The following is a 16,789-nucleotide window of genomic DNA, read 5'->3' as shown; positions in this document are numbered from 1 at the left end:
TCTGCGCCTACGGCGCGATGGGCAACTTCAATTAGTCAAGAGTTACATTGAGTCCGAGACCCTTCAATTCGTGCAAGCAATACGTTGAACGATTCTCAGGAATGCCCGGCTCTGGGCAGCGCGTCACCTTACACGATCGATTCATAGGCCTTAGCCCTTCCGATCACATCATCCGACTTCACGGTCAAGATCTCACGCAAGATGTTCGACGCCCCGAATGCCTCGAGTGCCCAAACCTCCATCTCTCCAAAACGCTGACCCCCGAACTGTGCTTTACCACCGAGCGGCTGCTGCGTAATAAGTGAGTAAGGTCCAATCGAACGAGCGTGCATCTTGTCATCCACCATGTGACCCAGTTTCAACATGTAGATAATTCAACCGTTGCTGGCTGATCGAATTGTTCACCGGTTCCTCCATCGTACAGGTAAGTCATTACGTACCGAGGCACGCCAGCGTCATCCGTGTGTTTACCCGTTGATGTCGTCAATGGATCGCACCATCAAATACGGCGTGTTGAACTTTCACACCTAGCTCGTCTCCGGCCCAACCAAGAACTGTTTCATAAATCTGTCCCAGGTTCATCCTCGAAGGTACGCCCAGTGGGTTCAAAACAATGTCCACTGGTGTTCCATCTTCCAAGAAAGGCATGTCCTCTTCACGAACGATCTTGGCCACGATACCTTTGTTACCGTGACGTCCGGCCATCTTATCTCCTACCTTCAGCTTTCGCTTCTTGGCGATGTAAACCTTGGCCAACTTCACAATTCCTGCAGGCAAGCTCATCACCAACGGTGATCTGGAACTTCTTACGCTTGTACATTCCAAGCAAGTCGTTCGCTTGGATATTGTAGTTGTGAAGCAGTCTCTGAATTAGTTTGTTAGAGTCATCATTGGACGTCCATCCTTCAGGGTTGATCACCGTGTAAGTCCTCGATGCTGTTCATCAAGTTCTTCTGAGTAAACTTCACACCCTTCTTGATGACCTCTTTTCAAGTTGTTGAAGACACCATTAGACTTCTTGGTACCAATAAGCTTCAACAGCTTACCGGCTAGTACCTTCTTCAATTCAGCACTGTCCTTGTCGAACTCCTTATCTAACTGCTCCAGGATCACCTTATCCTGTGCTTTAGACTTTCTATCCTTAATGGCTCTTGAGAAGAGCTTCTTGTCGATAACCACACCTTTTACAGATGGAGGCACCTTCAATGAAGCATCCTTCACATCTCCCGCTTTGTCACCGAAGATGGCTCGAAAATTTTCTCTTCAGGAGAAGGATCTGTTCTCACCTTCGGTGTGATCTTACCAATTAGAATGTCTCCTTCCTTGATCTCAGCACCGGTTCTAATCAAACCGTTCTCATCGAGATCTTTGGTAGCTTCCTCACTTACGTTTGGAATATCAGAAGTCAATTCCTCCAATCCACGCTTGGTATCCCTAACTTCCAGGGTATACTCATCAATGTGAACTGAAGTATAAATATCCTCCTTAACCACCTTCTCGGAAATCACGATTGCATCCTCAAAGTTGAATCCTTTCCAAGGCATGAATGCCACTTTCAGGTTCTGTCCAAGAGCAAGCTCCCCTTGCTGTGTCGCATATCCTTCACAAAGCACTTGACCTTTGGTCACCTTCTGTCCTTTCTGAACAATCGGCTTCAGGTTGATACAAGTACCTTGGTTAGTCTTAGCGAACTTGGTGAGTCTGTACGCTTGAAGGTCATCCTTGAAGCTAACTACTTTCTCAGTGTCGGTTCTGTTGTATCGGATAGCGATCTCCTGTGCATCCACATACTCAACAACACCGTCACCTGTGCATTGATCAACACGAGAGTCTCTCGCCACCAATTCTTCCAGACCAGTACCAACGATTGGAGAGTTTGGTCTCATCAACGGAACGGCCTGGCGCTGCATGTTCGATCCCATCAGGGCCCTGTTCGCATCATCGTGCTCCAGGAACGGAATCATGGATGCTGCGATGGAGGCAATCTGGTTGGTTCCAACGTCCATCAAGTGAAGTTCTCTGGCTCAACAACCGAAGTCACCTTCGAAACGTGCCTTAACCTTCTCCGTTAGGAACAGACCTTTGCCATCAATCTGGGCGTTCGCCTGTGCAATGATCTTCTCATCTTCTTCCTCAGCACTTAGGTACAAAGGATCCTTGCTCAAGGCAACCTTTCCTTTGTTTACTTCACGATAAGGTGTCTCGATGAAACCAAGCTTGTTCACCTTGGCAAATACACACAGTGAGGAGATAAGACCAATGTTCGGACCTTCCGGCGTCTCAATGGTACAAAGTCGTCCGTAGTGTGTGTAGTGTACGTCACGCACCTCGAATCCTGCTCTTTCTCTCGAAAGACCTCCAGGTCCAAGGGCAGATAATCTTCTTTTGTGTGTTACCTCAGACAGTGGGTTTGTTTGGTCCATGAACTGAGATAGCTGGTTGGTACCGAAGAAAGAGTTGATGACCGAAGACAGGGTCTTGGCATTAATAAGGTCAGTTGGGGTAAATACCTCATTGTCCCTTACGTTCATTCTTTCCCGGATAGTTCTGGCCATCCTGGCCAGACCAACACCGAACTGGTTGTAAAGCTGCTCACCAACCGTTCTTACACGTCGGTTACTCAAGTGATCGATATCATCCACATCCGTCTTGGCGTTGATCAACTTGATCAAGTAGGTAACGATGGAGATGATGTCCGTTTTGGTGAGAACGCGCTGATCGTCGGCCTCTTCCAGTCCTAATTTCTTATTCAATTCAAACGGTAAACGACCTACCTCACCCAGATCATATCGTGGTTTCAGAGAAGAATAGTTTGTCGATTACACCACGTGCAGTCTCCTCATCCGGCGGCTCGGCGTTACGGAGCTGACGATAGATGTGCTCAACAGCTTCTTTCTCAGAGTTAGATGTATCCTTCTGAAGGGTGTTATAGATGATGGCAAAATCCGCAGAGTTGATGTCTTCTTTGTGCAAGGATAACCGTTTTCACTCCAGCGTCCAGGATTTGCTCCATGTGCTCCTCTTCCAGTATAGTCTCACGATCTATAACAACTTCATTTCTCTCAATGGAAACAACCTCACCAGTATCTTCATCCACAAAGTCTTCGATCCAAGACTTCAGTACCCTTGCCGCTAGTTTACGGCCAAGCACTTTCTTAAGACCGGCTTTGGTCGCTTTAACCTCATCGGCCAGATCGAATATTTCCAGAATCTCCTTATCACTTTCCCAACCGATGGCTCGGAACAGGGTAGTAACAGGTAACTTTTTTTCTTTCGGTCGATATACGCGTACATCACATCGTTGATGTCTGTTGCGAATTCGATCCATGACCCTTTGAAAGGAATGATACCCTTGCTGAGTATAGTTTGGTCCCGTTAGCATGACGGCTCTGACCAAAGAATACACCTGGTGATGAAGCTGTGATACAATCACACGCTCCGCGCCGTTTACAACAAAGGACCCTTTAGGGGTCATATAAGGAATGGTACCCAGGTAAACATCCTGTACAATGGTTTCGAAATCCTCGTGCTCAGGATCCGTACAGTACAGTTTTAGTTTGGCCTTCAAAGGCACTGAGTACGTCAACCCACGCTCGATACACTCCTCAATCGTATACCTTGGTGGATCGATGAAATAGTCGAGGAACTCCAATACGAATTGGTTTCTCGTATCCGTAATCGGGAAGTTCTCGCTAAATACTTTATACAATCCTTCGTGCTCCCGGTCTCCAATCTTGGTAGTTTCAGCTGGAAGAACTCCTTGAAGGATTTTAATTGTATCTCAAGAAAGTCGGGATAAGCAAACCTGGTTTTACTGCGAATGCAAAATTCTTTCCTTCTTGCGTGTTGTAGCCGCTAATGTTGCCAAAGCAATTGGTTAATTGAAGAAAGAGCGATAAACCCTTGTAAACAAGTGGTTAACCCCTAATGGTTGTTACTAAAAAATGTCTCCTTATAAAACCTTAAACCACGCACTGGGCGTGGCAAAGCTTGCGATGCTTACTTCAGCTCAACCTCAGCACCAGCTTCTTCAAGCTGAGTCTTGAGGGCTTCAGCCTCATCCTTAGGTACACCTTCTTTGATAGCATGGAGCGTCGCACCATCAACCATTTTTAGCTTCTTTCAGTCCCAGACCAGTTAGCTCTTTTACAAGTTTAACTACAGCTAGTTTGGAACCTCCGGCAGCTTTGAGAATTACGTCAAACTCAGACTTCTCTTCACCACCTCCGGCATCTCCACCGCCACCACCAGGGCCAGCAGCAACAGCTACTGCAGCAGCAGCTGCGTTCGATACCGTATTCGTCCTTCAAGTAATCGGCCAACTCGCTTACTTCCTTCACGGTAAGGTTTACAAGCTCGTCGCCCAATTTTTTGATATCTGCCATTTTAATGTGTTTTAAAGTTTATATTGTATAAGGTGCGTAACCACATTTATTGCGCTCTTTCTTCAAGAGCTTTAAGCAGTCCAGATCGTGCTCTTTCCAGACTGAAGTCCAGAGATAACAGTTTTCGCGGCGATTGAAGAAGTACCAGAACATGTCTCCGATAGCTCATCCTTCGACTCTTCATGATTGGCAAGGGTTCCAACTGATCACCGCCAATGTAGATTGCTTCTTCAACGAAGGCCCTTTGATAATTGGCTTATCACTTTTCTTTCTAAAATCCTTGATGAGTTTGGCTGGTGCATTTCCAGTATCGGAAATCATCAATGCCGTAGGGCCTGTTAACAGATCATACAACTCAGAGAAATCCTTGCCTTCAACTTTGTCCATTGCCTTTCTCAGCAAAGTATTCTTCACAACGCTCAAGCTCACTTTGTTGATTAAAGCAAAGAGCGTCTCAAGTTGTTGGCTTGCATCTACATCCAATCCAGACGTATCGCGTTAGGTAGATGTTCTTCAGTTATCTGTTGAGCGTCTGGGCTAATCCTCAATGATCTGATTTTTTTCTTCTTTAGTCATCTGAATACTGATTATTCAGCCCGCCGCTGATTGATTTTGGATCAACCGCTAACGCTGGGGCTCATTGTACTCTCAGGTAAATGCTTTTCACATGTAAGTTCCCTTAGCCGCTGTTGGCTTGAGTTTCAACCAGTGTTTGTAATAGTTCGTTCGCATTATCTTCAATCTTCTTAGCGTCAAACGAGGCTTTAGCCATGGAAGCGTGAACTATGCCGTATTTATCCACTTTGAAGTCGATCTTTCCGGACTTAACATCACTTGAACTGCCTTCCCAATGTCCATAGTAACCGTTCCGGTCTTTGGGTTTGGCATCAAACCACGTGGTCCGGAATACGACCTAGGCACCAACTTTACCCATTACTGGAGGCATGGTGATGATGACGTCCACGTCGGTCCAACCGCCTTCTTGATTTTTCAATGAACTCATCCAATCCAGCATAATCTGCTCCTGCCTCCTTTGCTTCAGCTTCTTTATCTGTACAATGCCAAGGACTGATACGTTCTTTCCTGTTCCATGTGGAAGGGTCACAACACCACGAACCATCTGGTTGGCCTTTCGTGGATCAACACCTAGTCTGAACCGCTCAGATCTACTGAAGCATCGAACTTAGTGGTAGCTAATTTGTTTGATCAATCCTGAAGAAGCTTCAACGTGTAGGTCGTACTTTCTCCTGACATATGCTCTAGTGCTGCTTTTCTGCTCTTTTCGATAATTTCGCCATGACACTCTATATTGAAACGGAAGGGTCCCTTTACGTTAACACCCATGCTTCTTGCTGTTCCAGCAACCATACGCATGGCAGCTTTCAACTTGAAATGCGTTCAAATCCTGCATCTTGTCTTCTGCAATCGTCTTAACCTGGTCCCACGAAATCTTGGCCACTTTCTGTCTGTTGGATTCTGGAGAACCTTTTTTGATCTTGGCTGCTTCCAATAGTTGAACAGCAACCGGAGGAGTTTTGATGATAAACTCGAACGACTTGTCTTATAAACCGTGATAACCACCGGTAACACCTTCCCTGCTTTGTCCTGGGTTCTACCATTGAATTGCTTACAGAATTCCATGATATTCACCCCTTGGCACCAAGTGCCGGACCAACAGGTGGCGAAGGATTGGCTGCTCCCCTCTAATCTGTAGCTTAATTAAGCCATCTACTTCTTTTGCCATCTATATAAAATTTAGTAGTGCAAACGCCCAACTTTGCTTGTGCTAGTTGAGCTCCTACTGATTCAAATGAATTAACTTCTTTTTCAACCTGCATGTAGCTCAGTTCCAGCGGTGTCTTTACGTCCAAAGATCTTCACCATAACTTTAAGCTTCTTCTTCTCTTCATTGATGTCTTCAATGATACCGGTGAATCCGTTGAACGGACCGTCGATAACTTTTATCGACTCACCGACGATGAATGGAATGTTGATCTCCTCATCACTCTCCGCCAACTCATCCAACCTTACCCAAGTATCTCGGTTCACCTCAACTTGTCTCGCGAAGCGGCACTGGGTCCTCCTTCTCTTCCACCCAAAAAGCCAATGACTTATGATATTCCTTTAATAACGTATGCTCAACTTCACCGACCAGATGGGCCTCTAACCAGCACGTATCCAGGAAAGAAGCTCCGCTCTTTGAAACCTTCTTCCCGTTTCGGATCTGGTAATACCTTTTCCGTAGGGATGAGGACCAAAACTGCGGTGACCAAGTCTTGCATTCCTAGTCGCCACTCCAGACTCGATCAGTTCCTTCACTTTTTCTCCTGTCCGCTGATGGCGCGGACTACATACCATTTTCTATCTATCTCAGCCATCCTCTAATCTTTATCCAAAGATGCTGTAGGAAAAACTTTCCAAAACATGCCTTGCTAAACCGAATGAAGTCCATCGACCCAAACAACAAGGGCAATGAGAACTCGAGGCGACCAACGAAACCGAACTGCTTTGAATTCCTCCCAAGTTGGCCAGGAAACTTTGTTGACGAATTCGTCTACTGTGTCTTCTAAGTAGGTTCTAAATTTTGACATCTGTACTCTTCAATTTGCACGGGTGGTAGGAATCGAACCCACAGCCTACGGTTTTGGAGACCGTCGCTCTACCAATTGAGCTACACCCGTATTTCAAGGGGCTCAAAACCCGCCTCTATATTACAAGTAAAAGGCCCACGCCTTTCGGCGTGGCCCTTTCACCATCAAATTATACTCTATAGAGATTACTCTATAATCTCAGTCACCTGTCCTGCTCCAACAGTTCTACCACCCTCACGGATCGCAAATCTTAATCCTTGGTTGATAGCAACCGGAACGATAAGATCTACTTGGATAGAAACGTTGTCACCAGGCATTACCATTTCACGACCTTCTTCAAGAATGATCTCACCAGTAACGTCGGTCGTTCTTAGGTAGAACTGTGGACGGTACTGGTTGTGGAATGGAGTGTGACGTCCACCTTCTTCTTTCTTAAGGATGTAAACCTCAGCTTTGAATTTAGTGTGTGGAGTTACAGAACCTGGCTTACAGATTACCATTCCTCTTCTGATATCGGTTTTTTCGATACCTCTCAAAAGAAGACCAACGTTATCTCCAGCTTCACCTCTATCGAGGATCTTACGGAACATCTCAACACCAGTACATGTAGAAGACAATTTCTCATCTCCCATTCCAAGGATGTCAACTTCCTCACCAGAGTTGATAACACCTGTTTCAATTCTACCAGTGGCAACAGTACCACGACCAGTAATTGAGAACACGTCTTCAACCGGCATCAAGAAGGCCTTGTCAATGTCTCTTTCTGGAAGCTGGAATGTGCCAAGTATCAACAGCTTTCATTAACTTCGTTGAACTAGATCCAACCCATTTCTCTTCTCCGTTCAAACCACCAAGGGCAGAACCTTGAATAACTGGCAAATCATCTCCATGGGAATCGTAGAAAGAAAGTAGATCACGGATTCCATTTCAACTAGCTCAAAAGCTCTGCATCATCAACCATGTCCACTTTGTTCATGAATACAACCATTCTTGGAACACCTACCTGGCGAGCCTAGAGGATGTGCTCACGAGTCTGTGGCATAGGACCATCTGTTGCAGCAACAACCAGAATAGCACCGTCCATCTGAGCAGCACCAGTAACCATGTTCTTTACGTAATCCGCGTGACCTGGACAGTCAACGTGTGCGTAGTGACGGTTCTGAGTTTCGTACTCAATGTGCGATGTGTTAATGGTGATACCTCTTTCTTTCTCCTCAGGAGCGTTATCAATAGTATCAAAGTCTCTTTTCTCTGCAAGACCTGCACCAGAAAGTACTGTAGAAATTGCAGCAGTAAGAGTCGTTTTACCATGATCCACGTGACCAATAGTCCCAATGTTCACGTGGGGTTTGGTCCGCTCGAAATTCTCTTTTGCCATTTTAGTCGAGTATTAATTTGATAATTGTGTTTATGTATAAAATTTTAAACTTTCCTCGAGCCAATGACGGGAGTTGAACCCGTGACCTCTTCCTTACCAAGGAAGCGCTCTACCACTGAGCTACATCGGCTTCTCTAAAGAAAGACCGACAAACGGCCTCAGTTTCCTAAGACCGTCTTGTTGAGCGGGAGACCGGGGTCGAACCGGCGACATTCAGCTTGGAAGGCTGACGCTCTACCAACTGAGCTACTCCCGCTTATTAATATTTTGTTAGTTGCGCTACTGCCCAACCACCAAAACTGGTGGGGAGAGCAGGATTCGAACCTACGAAGGCGTAGCCAACAGATTTACAGTCTGTCCTCGTTGACCGCTTGAGTATCTCCCCATCCGAGCCAGTGAACGGACTCGAACCGCCGACCGGCTGATTACAAATCAGCTGCTCTACCAACTGAGCTACATCGGCTTCTAAACCCCGTTATCTATGGCGTTTGCATAAAAAAATGCAGCCCCATTTCTAAAGGGACTGCAAATGTATAAAAAGATATAGAATTGAAACAACGGGAATTCAAAAAAATTCCCGTCTATCTTCCAGACGCCGCGAACGCGTTCTTTGCGCTTGTTTAATTGACGCTTCAACACGTCCACACTCTGATCGATCGCCTCTTCAAAACTCTTGCACTGTTTCTTCGCGATCAAATCATTCCCGGGGATGTTCACCCGAACCTCCGCCAGCTTATTCACACCATCAGTCACGTTCTCCACTCGGAGGTAGACTTCGGCATCAACGATTTGGTCGTAGAACTGATCCAACTTCTGAAGTTTGTTTTCAACGAAGGCAAGCAATTTTGGCTCCGCATTGAAATTCACGGATTGAGTGCGTACGTTCATGTGCTTGAAATTTAATGGCCCCGTGGATGGGCCTGGTTGTACACCTTTTTTAACTGGTCCACCGAGTGGTGTGTATACACCTGGGTGGCCGAAAGGTTAGCGTGCCCTAGAAGTTCCTTAATGGCGCTGAGTTCCGCCCCGGCATTTAGAAGGTGCGTTGCGAAACTGTGGCGCAACACGTGAGGACTCTTCTTTTCTACACTGCTAACATAACTAAGGTAGCGATTAACCACCCGATAGACAAGCTTCGGATATAGTTTTTTGCCCTTCTTGGTTACCAGTAATTCGGGGGGCTCAACGGCCCGATGTAAGTCCTCGCGCTCCCTCCGATATGCCGACAGAGCTTCACCTAATTCCGTTTGTATGGGAATAATACGCTCCTTGTTTCGCTTCCCGAGAACCTTTAACTGTCCTCGTCCAACATCGACATTGCGCTCGAGGAGTCCGATCAGTTCAGCCCGCCGCATACCCGTATGATACAGGAGTAATATGATAAGACGGTCCCGGGTTCCTTCGAAGCCCTCTTCAAAGTACCGTTGATCCAGCAAGTGCCCCATATCCTCTTCCGGAACAACCATTGGTAGGCGCTTGCGCACTTTTGGTGTTTGAAGCTGAGCTGTAGGATTGACGCGAATGACACCCTCGCGGAGTAAGAACTTGTAATAGGTCTTTAATGAAGTCGCTTTCCGTTGTACACTTCTCGGCTCGTAGTCTTCGTTCATCAAGGTCACGATCCAGGAGCGCACCATGGGCGCTCGTACTTCGCGTAAGTCCCCCACCTCATAGATGAGCTGCAAGAAATCGGTAAACTGCGTTAAATCGGTTTGATAGGCCTTCACGGTGTGAAGACTATAACGCCGTTCGTGGGTGAGGTAGTCGTAAAATGCTTCTGGGTTCATCTCCAGACAAGATAAAAAAAGCCCGTCCAAATGGACGGGCTGACAATATCGTTTTGGAGGATTTGACTTATGCCTCTTCCTGATCCCGCAAGTTCTGGATGTAAGCAGCTTTAAGTACCTGCTCACGACGCTGAACGGAGGGTTTGGTGAACTGCTTGCGACGACGTAATTCGCGCATAGCTCCCGTACGATCGAATTTACGCTTGTAACGTTTCAGCGCACGATCGATGTTCTCTCCATCTTTTACCGGAATAATGATCATATGTCTAGCTCCTTTATTATCTGAATTTTAGGGCTGCAAATATACAACCTTTTTAAATTCAGTCAAATTACTTCAGCAAATGTTTTGAGATGACAACTTTCTGAATTTCACTTGTCCCCTCTCCAATGGTACAGAGCTTACAGTCCCTGTAGTACTTCTCCACCGGAAAGTCCTTTGTGAAACCGTAACCACCGTGAATCTGTACCGCTTCATTAGCCACGCGAACGCAAGCTTCACTCGCGTAGAGCTTCGCCATAGCACCAGAGATGGTCACGCGTTCACCTCGATCTTTTTGGTGACCTGCTTCATAGGTCAAGAGCTCAGAAGCCTGAATCTCCGTGGCCATATCGGCCAGCTTAAAGGCAATGGCTTGAAAGTTCCCAATGGGGCGACCAAATTGCTCCCGTTCCTTGGAATACTTCACAGCGTGCTCATACGCGCCACGTGCTAAGCCCACAGAGAGCGCCGCAATACTGATGCGACCGCCGTCCAATACCTTCATGGCCTGAATGAATCCATCTCCTTCGGAACCAATCATGTTCTCGTGAGGAACACGGCAGTTTTCAAAAATCAACTCTGTGGTTTCGCTGGCACGCATACCGAGCTTGTCCTCCTTGCGTCCGGCTGAAAAACCAGGTGTCCCCTTCTCAACGGCAAAGGCCGTCATTCCATGGCTGTCTCCTTTTTCACCAGTGCGTACAATGACCACGGCAATATCTCCGGATTTTCCATGGGTAATGAAGTTCTTACTTCCGTTCAAGATCCAATCATCCCCGTCGCGAACAGCCGTCGTCAGCATACCGCCTGCATCGCTACCGGTACCGACTTCAGTCAATCCCCAAGCACCGATCCACTCGCCGGTGGCCAATTTTGGCAACCACTTTTGCTTTTGCTCCTCATTGGCGTGGTACATAATATGACCAGTACAAAGGGAATTGTGGGCGGCTACGCTCAAACCTATAGAAGGATCCACTCGGCCGATTTCGGATACTACCGTGATGTACTCATCATAGGTCAAACCCGACCCACCGTATTCCTGAGGAACCAGTACGCCGAGCATACCCAATTCCCCCAATTTCTTCATAACGTCTACTGGAAAGTGCTGCGCCTCATCCCAAGCCATAATGTTGGGCTGTATTTCGCGCGCGCAGAAGTCACGTAGGGTTTCTACGATCATCTGACGTGTTTCGCTTACTTCGATGCTCATTTTGTGTAGTGTAGTGTAGTGTGTGTAGTTAGTGATTCGTCTCGGGGTCAGTACTCAATCAGGCAGTGAATCTGATCGCTGTACTTCTTCAATACCTCATCGCCCCCCAGAAAGTTCAAACCGATGATGAAACTGAAGCCTGCAAGTTCCGCGCCGAGCTGAGCGAGCAGTTCCGCTCCAGCGGCTCCTGTTCCGCCCGTGGCCAACAAGTCATCGTGAATCAGCACTCGATCTCCGGCCTTCACCGCATCCGTATGAATCTCGAGGGTAGCTGTACCGTACTCCAACTCATAATCGTACTTGATCTTGTCATAAGGTAACTTTCCCGCCTTGCGAATAGGAACAAAAGGGACGCCCAAAGCATCGGCTAATGTCATTCCAAAGAGGAACCCCCGGCTCTCAATGCCGGCAATAGCGTCGATCTTTTGGTCTTTGTAGGCCTCTACGAGTCGATCCAATACTGCCTTTCGGGCCCCTGCTTGCCCCAACAAGGGCGTAATATCTCTAAAGAGGATTCCGGGTTTCGGGAAGTCTGGAACAGCTCTGATGTGCTGTTCTATTTCTTGTATCGTCATTGCAGCGTTAAATAGGGTACAATTTTACGGAATATAGAGTCGGTCATCAAGTATCCACCGCGGACTTCGTCGAGGTTTTTAAAACCTCCTGTTCGCTCCCGGTAACGCACCCATTCCCAAGCAATGGCGGGACGTACATAAGGATGTCGATAGAAGCGAGTGACCGTGTCTCGGTTCAGGCGTAGGGAGTCCAATGCAGCGCCGTCTTCAAGAACTTGATCGAACCATCGGCCCGAGGTGTCCAATCCATACACTTCACCCAGTTGCTCTTTATAGGCGTATCCGCCAAGCAAGGCTCGGTATTTCAATATGCGACGAGCGTAGGTGGGACCAATTCCAGGAAGGGCTTCCCAAGCAAAGGTGTCGGTTTCATTTAAGGCGATCGTAAAGGGTGCTGAATTAGTTCTACTGGTTATTCTTTTGTCCCTTACGGGACGATGTACCGCAGGCTCCAAGGGCTCGTTTTGGGCTGTTTCCTCGTACACCCTTATGGTATCGAAGACGAGGATCGGTGAGGTATCGCGCCGTGGAGGCGCAAACAAATAATCAGAAAAATAGCCGGCTGCTTCTACCAGAATCAGGAGAAAGATGAGTACGAACAGAGCCATCCGTTCTCGCTTGGAGAAGGCTTGCGGACGCCGAGATGTAAGGGGCATTTCGCGTAGGTATTACGCGCTATTCCTCGTGGCTGGTGAAGATTTCGCCGGACTTGAGTTTACTCAGATAGGTTCGCAGATCGGAACGCACTTCCCCGCTCAAAAGCAGAAGTCCCAAGATGTTGGGGAAGGCCATCGCCAAGATCATCATGTCCGAAAAATCGATCACCGCTCCCAAGCTGACAGACGAGCCGATCACAATGAAGATAAGGAAAATGAACTTGTAGGCGAGCTCGGTGCGCTTGTTCTCTCCCAATAGGAAGGTCCACGCTTTGAGGCCGTAGTAGCTCCAACTGATCATGGTACTGAAGGCAAACAGGAAGATGGCAATAACCAATACCATTGGGAACCAGCTAATCACCGTTCCAAAGGCATCTGAAGTCAACTGCGCTCCAGCTACATCCGTAACCAAGTGCTTGTCGGTAAAGATCAATACAAGCGCAGTAAGGGTACACACAACCACGGTATCGATAAACGGCTCTAACAATGCAACGAACCCTTCCGCGACGGGATGATTCGTCTTGGCTGCTGAGTGTGCGATAGCCGCAGAACCGACTCCTGCCTCATTTGAGAAGGCCGCACGTCTGAATCCTTGAATCAGAACTCCAATGAAACCTCCTCTGAGGGCTTCCGCATTAAATGCTCCATTGAAGATCGCCATAAGCGCTTCGTCTACCTTGCTGATGTTTCCGAAGATGATGATCAAGGCAGCGATCACGTAGAGTAAGGCCATAAATGGCACCACCTTTTCGGTAACGCGGGCGATCGACTTAATTCCACCGATGATGACAATCCCGACCAGGATCGCGAGCAAAACTCCAAAATATGGTCCTGCTCCTTGAAGGGTCGAGAACTCCCCGCTCAATTGCTCATAGGCCTGATTGGCTTGAAACATATTTCCACCACCGAACGATGCGCCGACGGCCAACAAGGCGAATACGACCGCCAGTACTTTACCGAGACCACCCATATTACGAGCTGCCAACCCTTTTCTCAGGTAGTGCATTGGACCCCCGGATACTGATCCATCTGCATTGATGTTCCGGTATTTCACCCCTAGCGTACATTCTACAAACTTGGAAGACATACCCAGTAGACCCGCAACGATCATCCAAAACGTCGCACCAGGACCCCCAAGGGAAATCGCTACCGCGACACCGGCAATATTCCCTAAACCAACGGTTGCGGAAACAGCGGTAGCCAAGGCCTGGAAATGGGTTACTTCTCCTGGTGCATTCGGCTCATCGTGTTTCCCACTCGCCAGGGAAATGGCATGGCGGAATCCGCGGAAATTGATAAATCCCATTTTCAAGGTGAAGAATACCGCTCCGAAGACCAGCCAGATCACAATAAAGGGGATAGATTTAGTTTGAGGCGTACCATTCGCATTCATTGCAGGTTTACCGTCCTCGTCGTAAATGTGGTTGTCATATAAGTTCAGTGCAGCAAACGGATCACCGAGCAAGACACCCCCAACAGCTGATACAAGTGGGGTAAAGGCACCATTGAATTTCTCTGCAATACTTTCTGTTGGAATGCTGATGGATTCCGAAACTTCGTTTCCGGCCGCATCAACTACTCTTACGCTGTGTCCAATTCCTTCCGTCAATCCATAAGCGAAACGACTGAGCGTATCGGTGTCAGCGTCGCTCCAATAAAAACGATAAGGCTCCTGGCCTCCGTAGACCGTTACCTCGACTTCACCGTCATTGATTTCGCTGCTTGGATTGGTAACGACCACCCGCTCGATGGTCAATGCTTCTTGTGCAAAAGTGAACACGGACAGCAACAAAGCCATCGCGGTGAGTAGATTCTTCATAAAAGCGGTTTAATGAGTCACAATAATCGAGAAAAATAGGCCGGTGACCAAATCTAAGCCTGCGCAAGCTGCTTTCCGACCAAGGCTAGTCCTTCTTCAAAACTGTGGGGTTGATAGCCCAAGACTTGTCTGGCCTTGTCGATATAGAATCCCGTTCTGGGCGGCCTACCAGCACGCTGATTGAGGCCCGTAGAAGTCACGGGAGAAACGGAGTTCGTATCTATGCCGTAGAACTTTCCGACGCGATCGACCAATTCATAAATCGACATGAAGTCATCGCCAGAAATATTGAAGACTCCTCTCCCCTCTTTCTTAGCGCACAGGTAGCATCCCATGGCCAGATCTTCGGCCAAGGTTGGTGTGCGGTACTGATCGTTGACGATTTTTAGCTCCTGCCCCTTTTCCAGGGCCCCTTTAGCCCAAAGCACGATGTTGCTTCGGCTCATGTTGTCGGCTACACCGTAAACCAAAACTGTTCGCAGAATAGCCCAAGGCGTTTTCGCTGCGCTAACGATCTGTTCACCTTTAAGCTTTGATTCGCCGTAGTAGTTAACGGGGTTCGGCTCATCATCTTCTCTGTATGGGCCTTCTAGTCCGTCAAAGATGAAATCCGTAGAAACGTGAATCAGATGAGCATCCACTTGCTCACAGGCATCCACGAGGTATTCCACTGCATGTACGTTTAGGTCGTCACAGCCTTCCTTATCGTCTTCGCAAGCATCGACGTTCGTCATCGCGGCCGTATTGATGACTACATCTGGCTCATGGCCAAAAATGAGTTCACCAACCTCTTCTTTGTTTGTGATGTCTAAGGGCTCATATACATAGCCCTCCTTCAACTTGGTTCTGTTGGCTCCGCGCGATGTTGCTATAAGCTCCACCTCTGGATCTTGCGTGATGAGGTGAATGAGTTTTTGGCCCAATAATCCATTGGATCCGGTGACAAGAATCTTCATACTACCAACTCGACGGTTTAACTAGTGCCAGAATAAGATACACCAAGATGGGAGATCCAACGCCAAGCAGCGTTACTATGATCCAGCCCAATCGCATTCCAGAAACATCTAGTTCAAATCGATCTGCTAGCCAGGCGCACACGCCCAAAAGTTTAGGTTCGGTCATGAGTATTCGTTTTTATCCAGTCTGAAGAAGTTGTTCAATTGGGTGATTTGTTCCGGGATTCCCAAAACGAAGAGTTTTGAATGCGGAACCAATTTTGTATTGGCGTCGGGATTAATCACATAATCCCCCTCCGGCGTCTTGAATCCGATCACATTGCATCCAGTCACATTTCGAATCCCCAATTCAATGAGAGACTTCATTTGATATTGCTCCGGAATTTCATCCACGGCCACTTCTTCTAGATTGATGGCTGCACTTCCTTCCACAGAGATATGATCCAAAAATTCGACGACATCAGGAGTCACTACAAGCGAAGCCATATGAGCTCCACCCACTTTATCTGGCATGATCACGTTGTTGGCTCCAGCCGCCTTGAACTTTCGTTCGCTGTTTTCACTGGAGGCCCGGGCGATGACGGTCATACTGCGGTTGAGTTCACGAGCACTTAAAACAACAAATAGATTTTCGGCATCTGAAGGTAGCGTGGTGATTAAGGCACTGGCTCGCTCAACTCCAGCTTGTTCGAGCACACCGTCCTGGGTGCTATCTCCGCTGATGACCGGTATTCCTTCTTTCTTTAGTCGCTCTACGCGCTCTTCATCGCGCTCGATAACCAAGAACTCTTTTCCGTAAGCGCGCAGCTTCCGAATGGACTGTCGTCCGTTACGGCCATACCCGCAAACGATTACGTGATCCTTCAACTTATTCACTTTTTTACTGACTTGACGATCGATTAATGCTCTCCGAACCTCTCCATTCAGCAGGCTTTGACTCAACACCGTAACGGCAAAAGCAAATGTACCGAAACTGGTTATGATCAGGAATATCGTGAATATTCTACCATTTTGCGAAAGGGTCTGAACCTCAGCAAAACCAACTGTCGAAACCGTAATGATGGTCATGTAGAGGGCATCCACGAATGAAAACCCTTCAATCCACATAAATCCAACTACCCCAATGACTACTCCACCTATAAGGAAAGCCAGGGTAATACGAAGGCGATTATA

At 47.6% G+C, this 16,789-nt stretch carries 11 protein-coding genes, 5 tRNA genes and 6 pseudogenes; all 22 read right to left on the bottom strand.

Annotation, left to right across the window (positions count from 1 at the left end):
• Positions 1-31: 31 nt before the first annotated feature.
• Positions 32-3,822 (bottom strand): annotated as a pseudogene (rpoB, locus tag HZ996_06825) (DNA-directed RNA polymerase subunit beta).
• Between the two features lie 177 nt (positions 3,823-3,999).
• Positions 4,000-4,385, bottom strand: a pseudogene (gene rplL / locus HZ996_06820) (50S ribosomal protein L7/L12).
• A 180-nt stretch (positions 4,386-4,565) separates the two neighbouring features.
• Positions 4,566-4,868 carry a 50S ribosomal protein L10 gene (gene rplJ / locus HZ996_06815; protein QTN38862.1) on the bottom strand — a complete coding sequence of 101 codons (303 nt, stop codon included), beginning with the start codon at positions 4,866-4,868 and terminating at the stop codon, positions 4,566-4,568.
• A 154-nt stretch (positions 4,869-5,022) separates the two neighbouring features.
• Positions 5,023-5,582: pseudogene (locus HZ996_06810) on the bottom strand (50S ribosomal protein L1).
• Positions 5,583-5,591: 9 nt separating this feature from the next.
• Positions 5,592-6,129 (bottom strand): annotated as a pseudogene (gene rplK, locus HZ996_06805) (50S ribosomal protein L11).
• A pseudogene (locus tag HZ996_06800) lies at positions 6,101-6,763 on the bottom strand (KOW motif-containing protein). Before HZ996_06800 ends, rplK begins: the two co-directional pseudogenes overlap by 29 nt.
• A 230-nt stretch (positions 6,764-6,993) precedes the next feature.
• A tRNA-Trp gene (locus HZ996_06795) sits at positions 6,994-7,066 on the bottom strand.
• 95 nt (positions 7,067-7,161) lie between these two features.
• A pseudogene (tuf, locus tag HZ996_06790) lies at positions 7,162-8,354 on the bottom strand (elongation factor Tu).
• 58 nt (positions 8,355-8,412) lie between these two features.
• A tRNA-Thr gene (locus HZ996_06785) sits at positions 8,413-8,484 on the bottom strand.
• A 53-nt stretch (positions 8,485-8,537) separates the two neighbouring features.
• Positions 8,538-8,610, bottom strand: a tRNA-Gly gene (locus HZ996_06780).
• A 44-nt stretch (positions 8,611-8,654) separates the two neighbouring features.
• Positions 8,655-8,739, bottom strand: a tRNA-Tyr gene (locus HZ996_06775).
• Between the two features lie 5 nt (positions 8,740-8,744).
• Positions 8,745-8,817: transfer RNA gene (locus HZ996_06770), tRNA-Thr, on the bottom strand.
• 2 nt (positions 8,818-8,819) lie between these two features.
• Positions 8,820-9,242 carry a ribosome-associated translation inhibitor RaiA gene (gene raiA, locus HZ996_06765; GenBank protein ID QTN38861.1) on the bottom strand — a complete coding sequence of 141 codons (423 nt, stop codon included), beginning with the start codon at positions 9,240-9,242 and terminating at the stop codon, positions 8,820-8,822.
• An 11-nt stretch (positions 9,243-9,253) separates the two neighbouring features.
• The gene (locus tag HZ996_06760) at positions 9,254-10,141 is read right to left on the bottom strand and encodes a tyrosine-type recombinase/integrase (GenBank protein QTN38860.1); all 888 of its coding nucleotides are present in this window, start codon (positions 10,139-10,141) and stop codon (positions 9,254-9,256) included.
• A gap of 67 nt (positions 10,142-10,208) precedes the next feature.
• Positions 10,209-10,403: a 30S ribosomal protein S21 gene (locus HZ996_06755; GenBank protein ID QTN38859.1), complete on the bottom strand. Its 195-nt coding sequence runs from the start codon at positions 10,401-10,403 to the stop codon at positions 10,209-10,211.
• 67 nt (positions 10,404-10,470) lie between these two features.
• Entirely contained in the window at positions 10,471-11,610 is a 1,140-nt protein-coding gene (locus HZ996_06750) for an acyl-CoA dehydrogenase family protein (protein ID QTN38858.1), read from the bottom strand.
• A 47-nt stretch (positions 11,611-11,657) separates the two neighbouring features.
• On the bottom strand, positions 11,658-12,185 hold the full coding sequence (locus HZ996_06745) for an adenine phosphoribosyltransferase (protein ID QTN38857.1): 528 nt from the start codon (positions 12,183-12,185) through the stop codon (positions 11,658-11,660).
• On the bottom strand, positions 12,182-12,841 hold the full coding sequence (locus tag HZ996_06740) for a helix-hairpin-helix domain-containing protein (protein ID QTN38856.1): 660 nt from the start codon (positions 12,839-12,841) through the stop codon (positions 12,182-12,184). The genes HZ996_06745 and HZ996_06740 overlap by 4 nt, the downstream gene beginning before the upstream one ends.
• 19 nt (positions 12,842-12,860) lie before the next feature.
• The gene (locus HZ996_06735) at positions 12,861-14,660 is read right to left on the bottom strand and encodes an amino acid carrier protein (GenBank protein QTN38855.1); all 1,800 of its coding nucleotides are present in this window, start codon (positions 14,658-14,660) and stop codon (positions 12,861-12,863) included.
• Positions 14,661-14,713: 53 nt separating this feature from the next.
• Positions 14,714-15,616 carry an SDR family oxidoreductase gene (locus HZ996_06730; GenBank protein ID QTN38854.1) on the bottom strand — a complete coding sequence of 301 codons (903 nt, stop codon included), beginning with the start codon at positions 15,614-15,616 and terminating at the stop codon, positions 14,714-14,716.
• A 1-nt stretch (position 15,617) separates the two neighbouring features.
• Positions 15,618-15,782 (bottom strand): PspC domain-containing protein, encoded by a 165-nt coding sequence (locus HZ996_06725; GenBank protein ID QTN38853.1) that lies wholly within the window; start codon positions 15,780-15,782, stop codon positions 15,618-15,620.
• Positions 15,779-16,723 carry a potassium channel protein gene (locus HZ996_06720; GenBank protein QTN40015.1) on the bottom strand — a complete coding sequence of 315 codons (945 nt, stop codon included), beginning with the start codon at positions 16,721-16,723 and terminating at the stop codon, positions 15,779-15,781. The genes HZ996_06725 and HZ996_06720 overlap by 4 nt, the downstream gene beginning before the upstream one ends.
• Positions 16,724-16,789 lie beyond the last annotated feature (66 nt).

Source organism: Cryomorphaceae bacterium, from assembly GCA_017798125.1.
Classification (GTDB): Bacteria; Bacteroidota; Bacteroidia; order Flavobacteriales; family ECT2AJA-044; genus ECT2AJA-044.
This window is presented reverse-complemented; position numbering and strand designations above follow the sequence as displayed.

Bases quoted from the DNA above. Each gene is read 5' to 3' on its own strand.
- raiA (QTN38861.1), bottom strand. From the start codon at position 9,242: ATGAACGTACGCACTCAATCCGTGAATTTCAATGCGGAGCCAAAATTG.
- HZ996_06760 (QTN38860.1), bottom strand. From the start codon at position 10,141: ATGAACCCAGAAGCATTTTACGACTACCTCACCCACGAACGGCGTTAT.
- HZ996_06755 (QTN38859.1), bottom strand. From the start codon at position 10,403: ATGATCATTATTCCGGTAAAAGATGGAGAGAACATCGATCGTGCGCTG.
- HZ996_06750 (QTN38858.1), bottom strand. From the start codon at position 11,610: ATGAGCATCGAAGTAAGCGAAACACGTCAGATGATCGTAGAAACCCTA.
- HZ996_06745 (QTN38857.1), bottom strand. From the start codon at position 12,185: ATGACGATACAAGAAATAGAACAGCACATCAGAGCTGTTCCAGACTTC.
- HZ996_06740 (QTN38856.1), bottom strand. From the start codon at position 12,841: ATGCCCCTTACATCTCGGCGTCCGCAAGCCTTCTCCAAGCGAGAACGG.
- HZ996_06735 (QTN38855.1), bottom strand. From the start codon at position 14,660: ATGAAGAATCTACTCACCGCGATGGCTTTGTTGCTGTCCGTGTTCACT.
- HZ996_06730 (QTN38854.1), bottom strand. From the start codon at position 15,616: ATGAAGATTCTTGTCACCGGATCCAATGGATTATTGGGCCAAAAACTC.
- HZ996_06725 (QTN38853.1), bottom strand. From the start codon at position 15,782: ATGACCGAACCTAAACTTTTGGGCGTGTGCGCCTGGCTAGCAGATCGA.
- HZ996_06720 (QTN40015.1), bottom strand. From the start codon at position 16,723: ATGTGGATTGAAGGGTTTTCATTCGTGGATGCCCTCTACATGACCATC.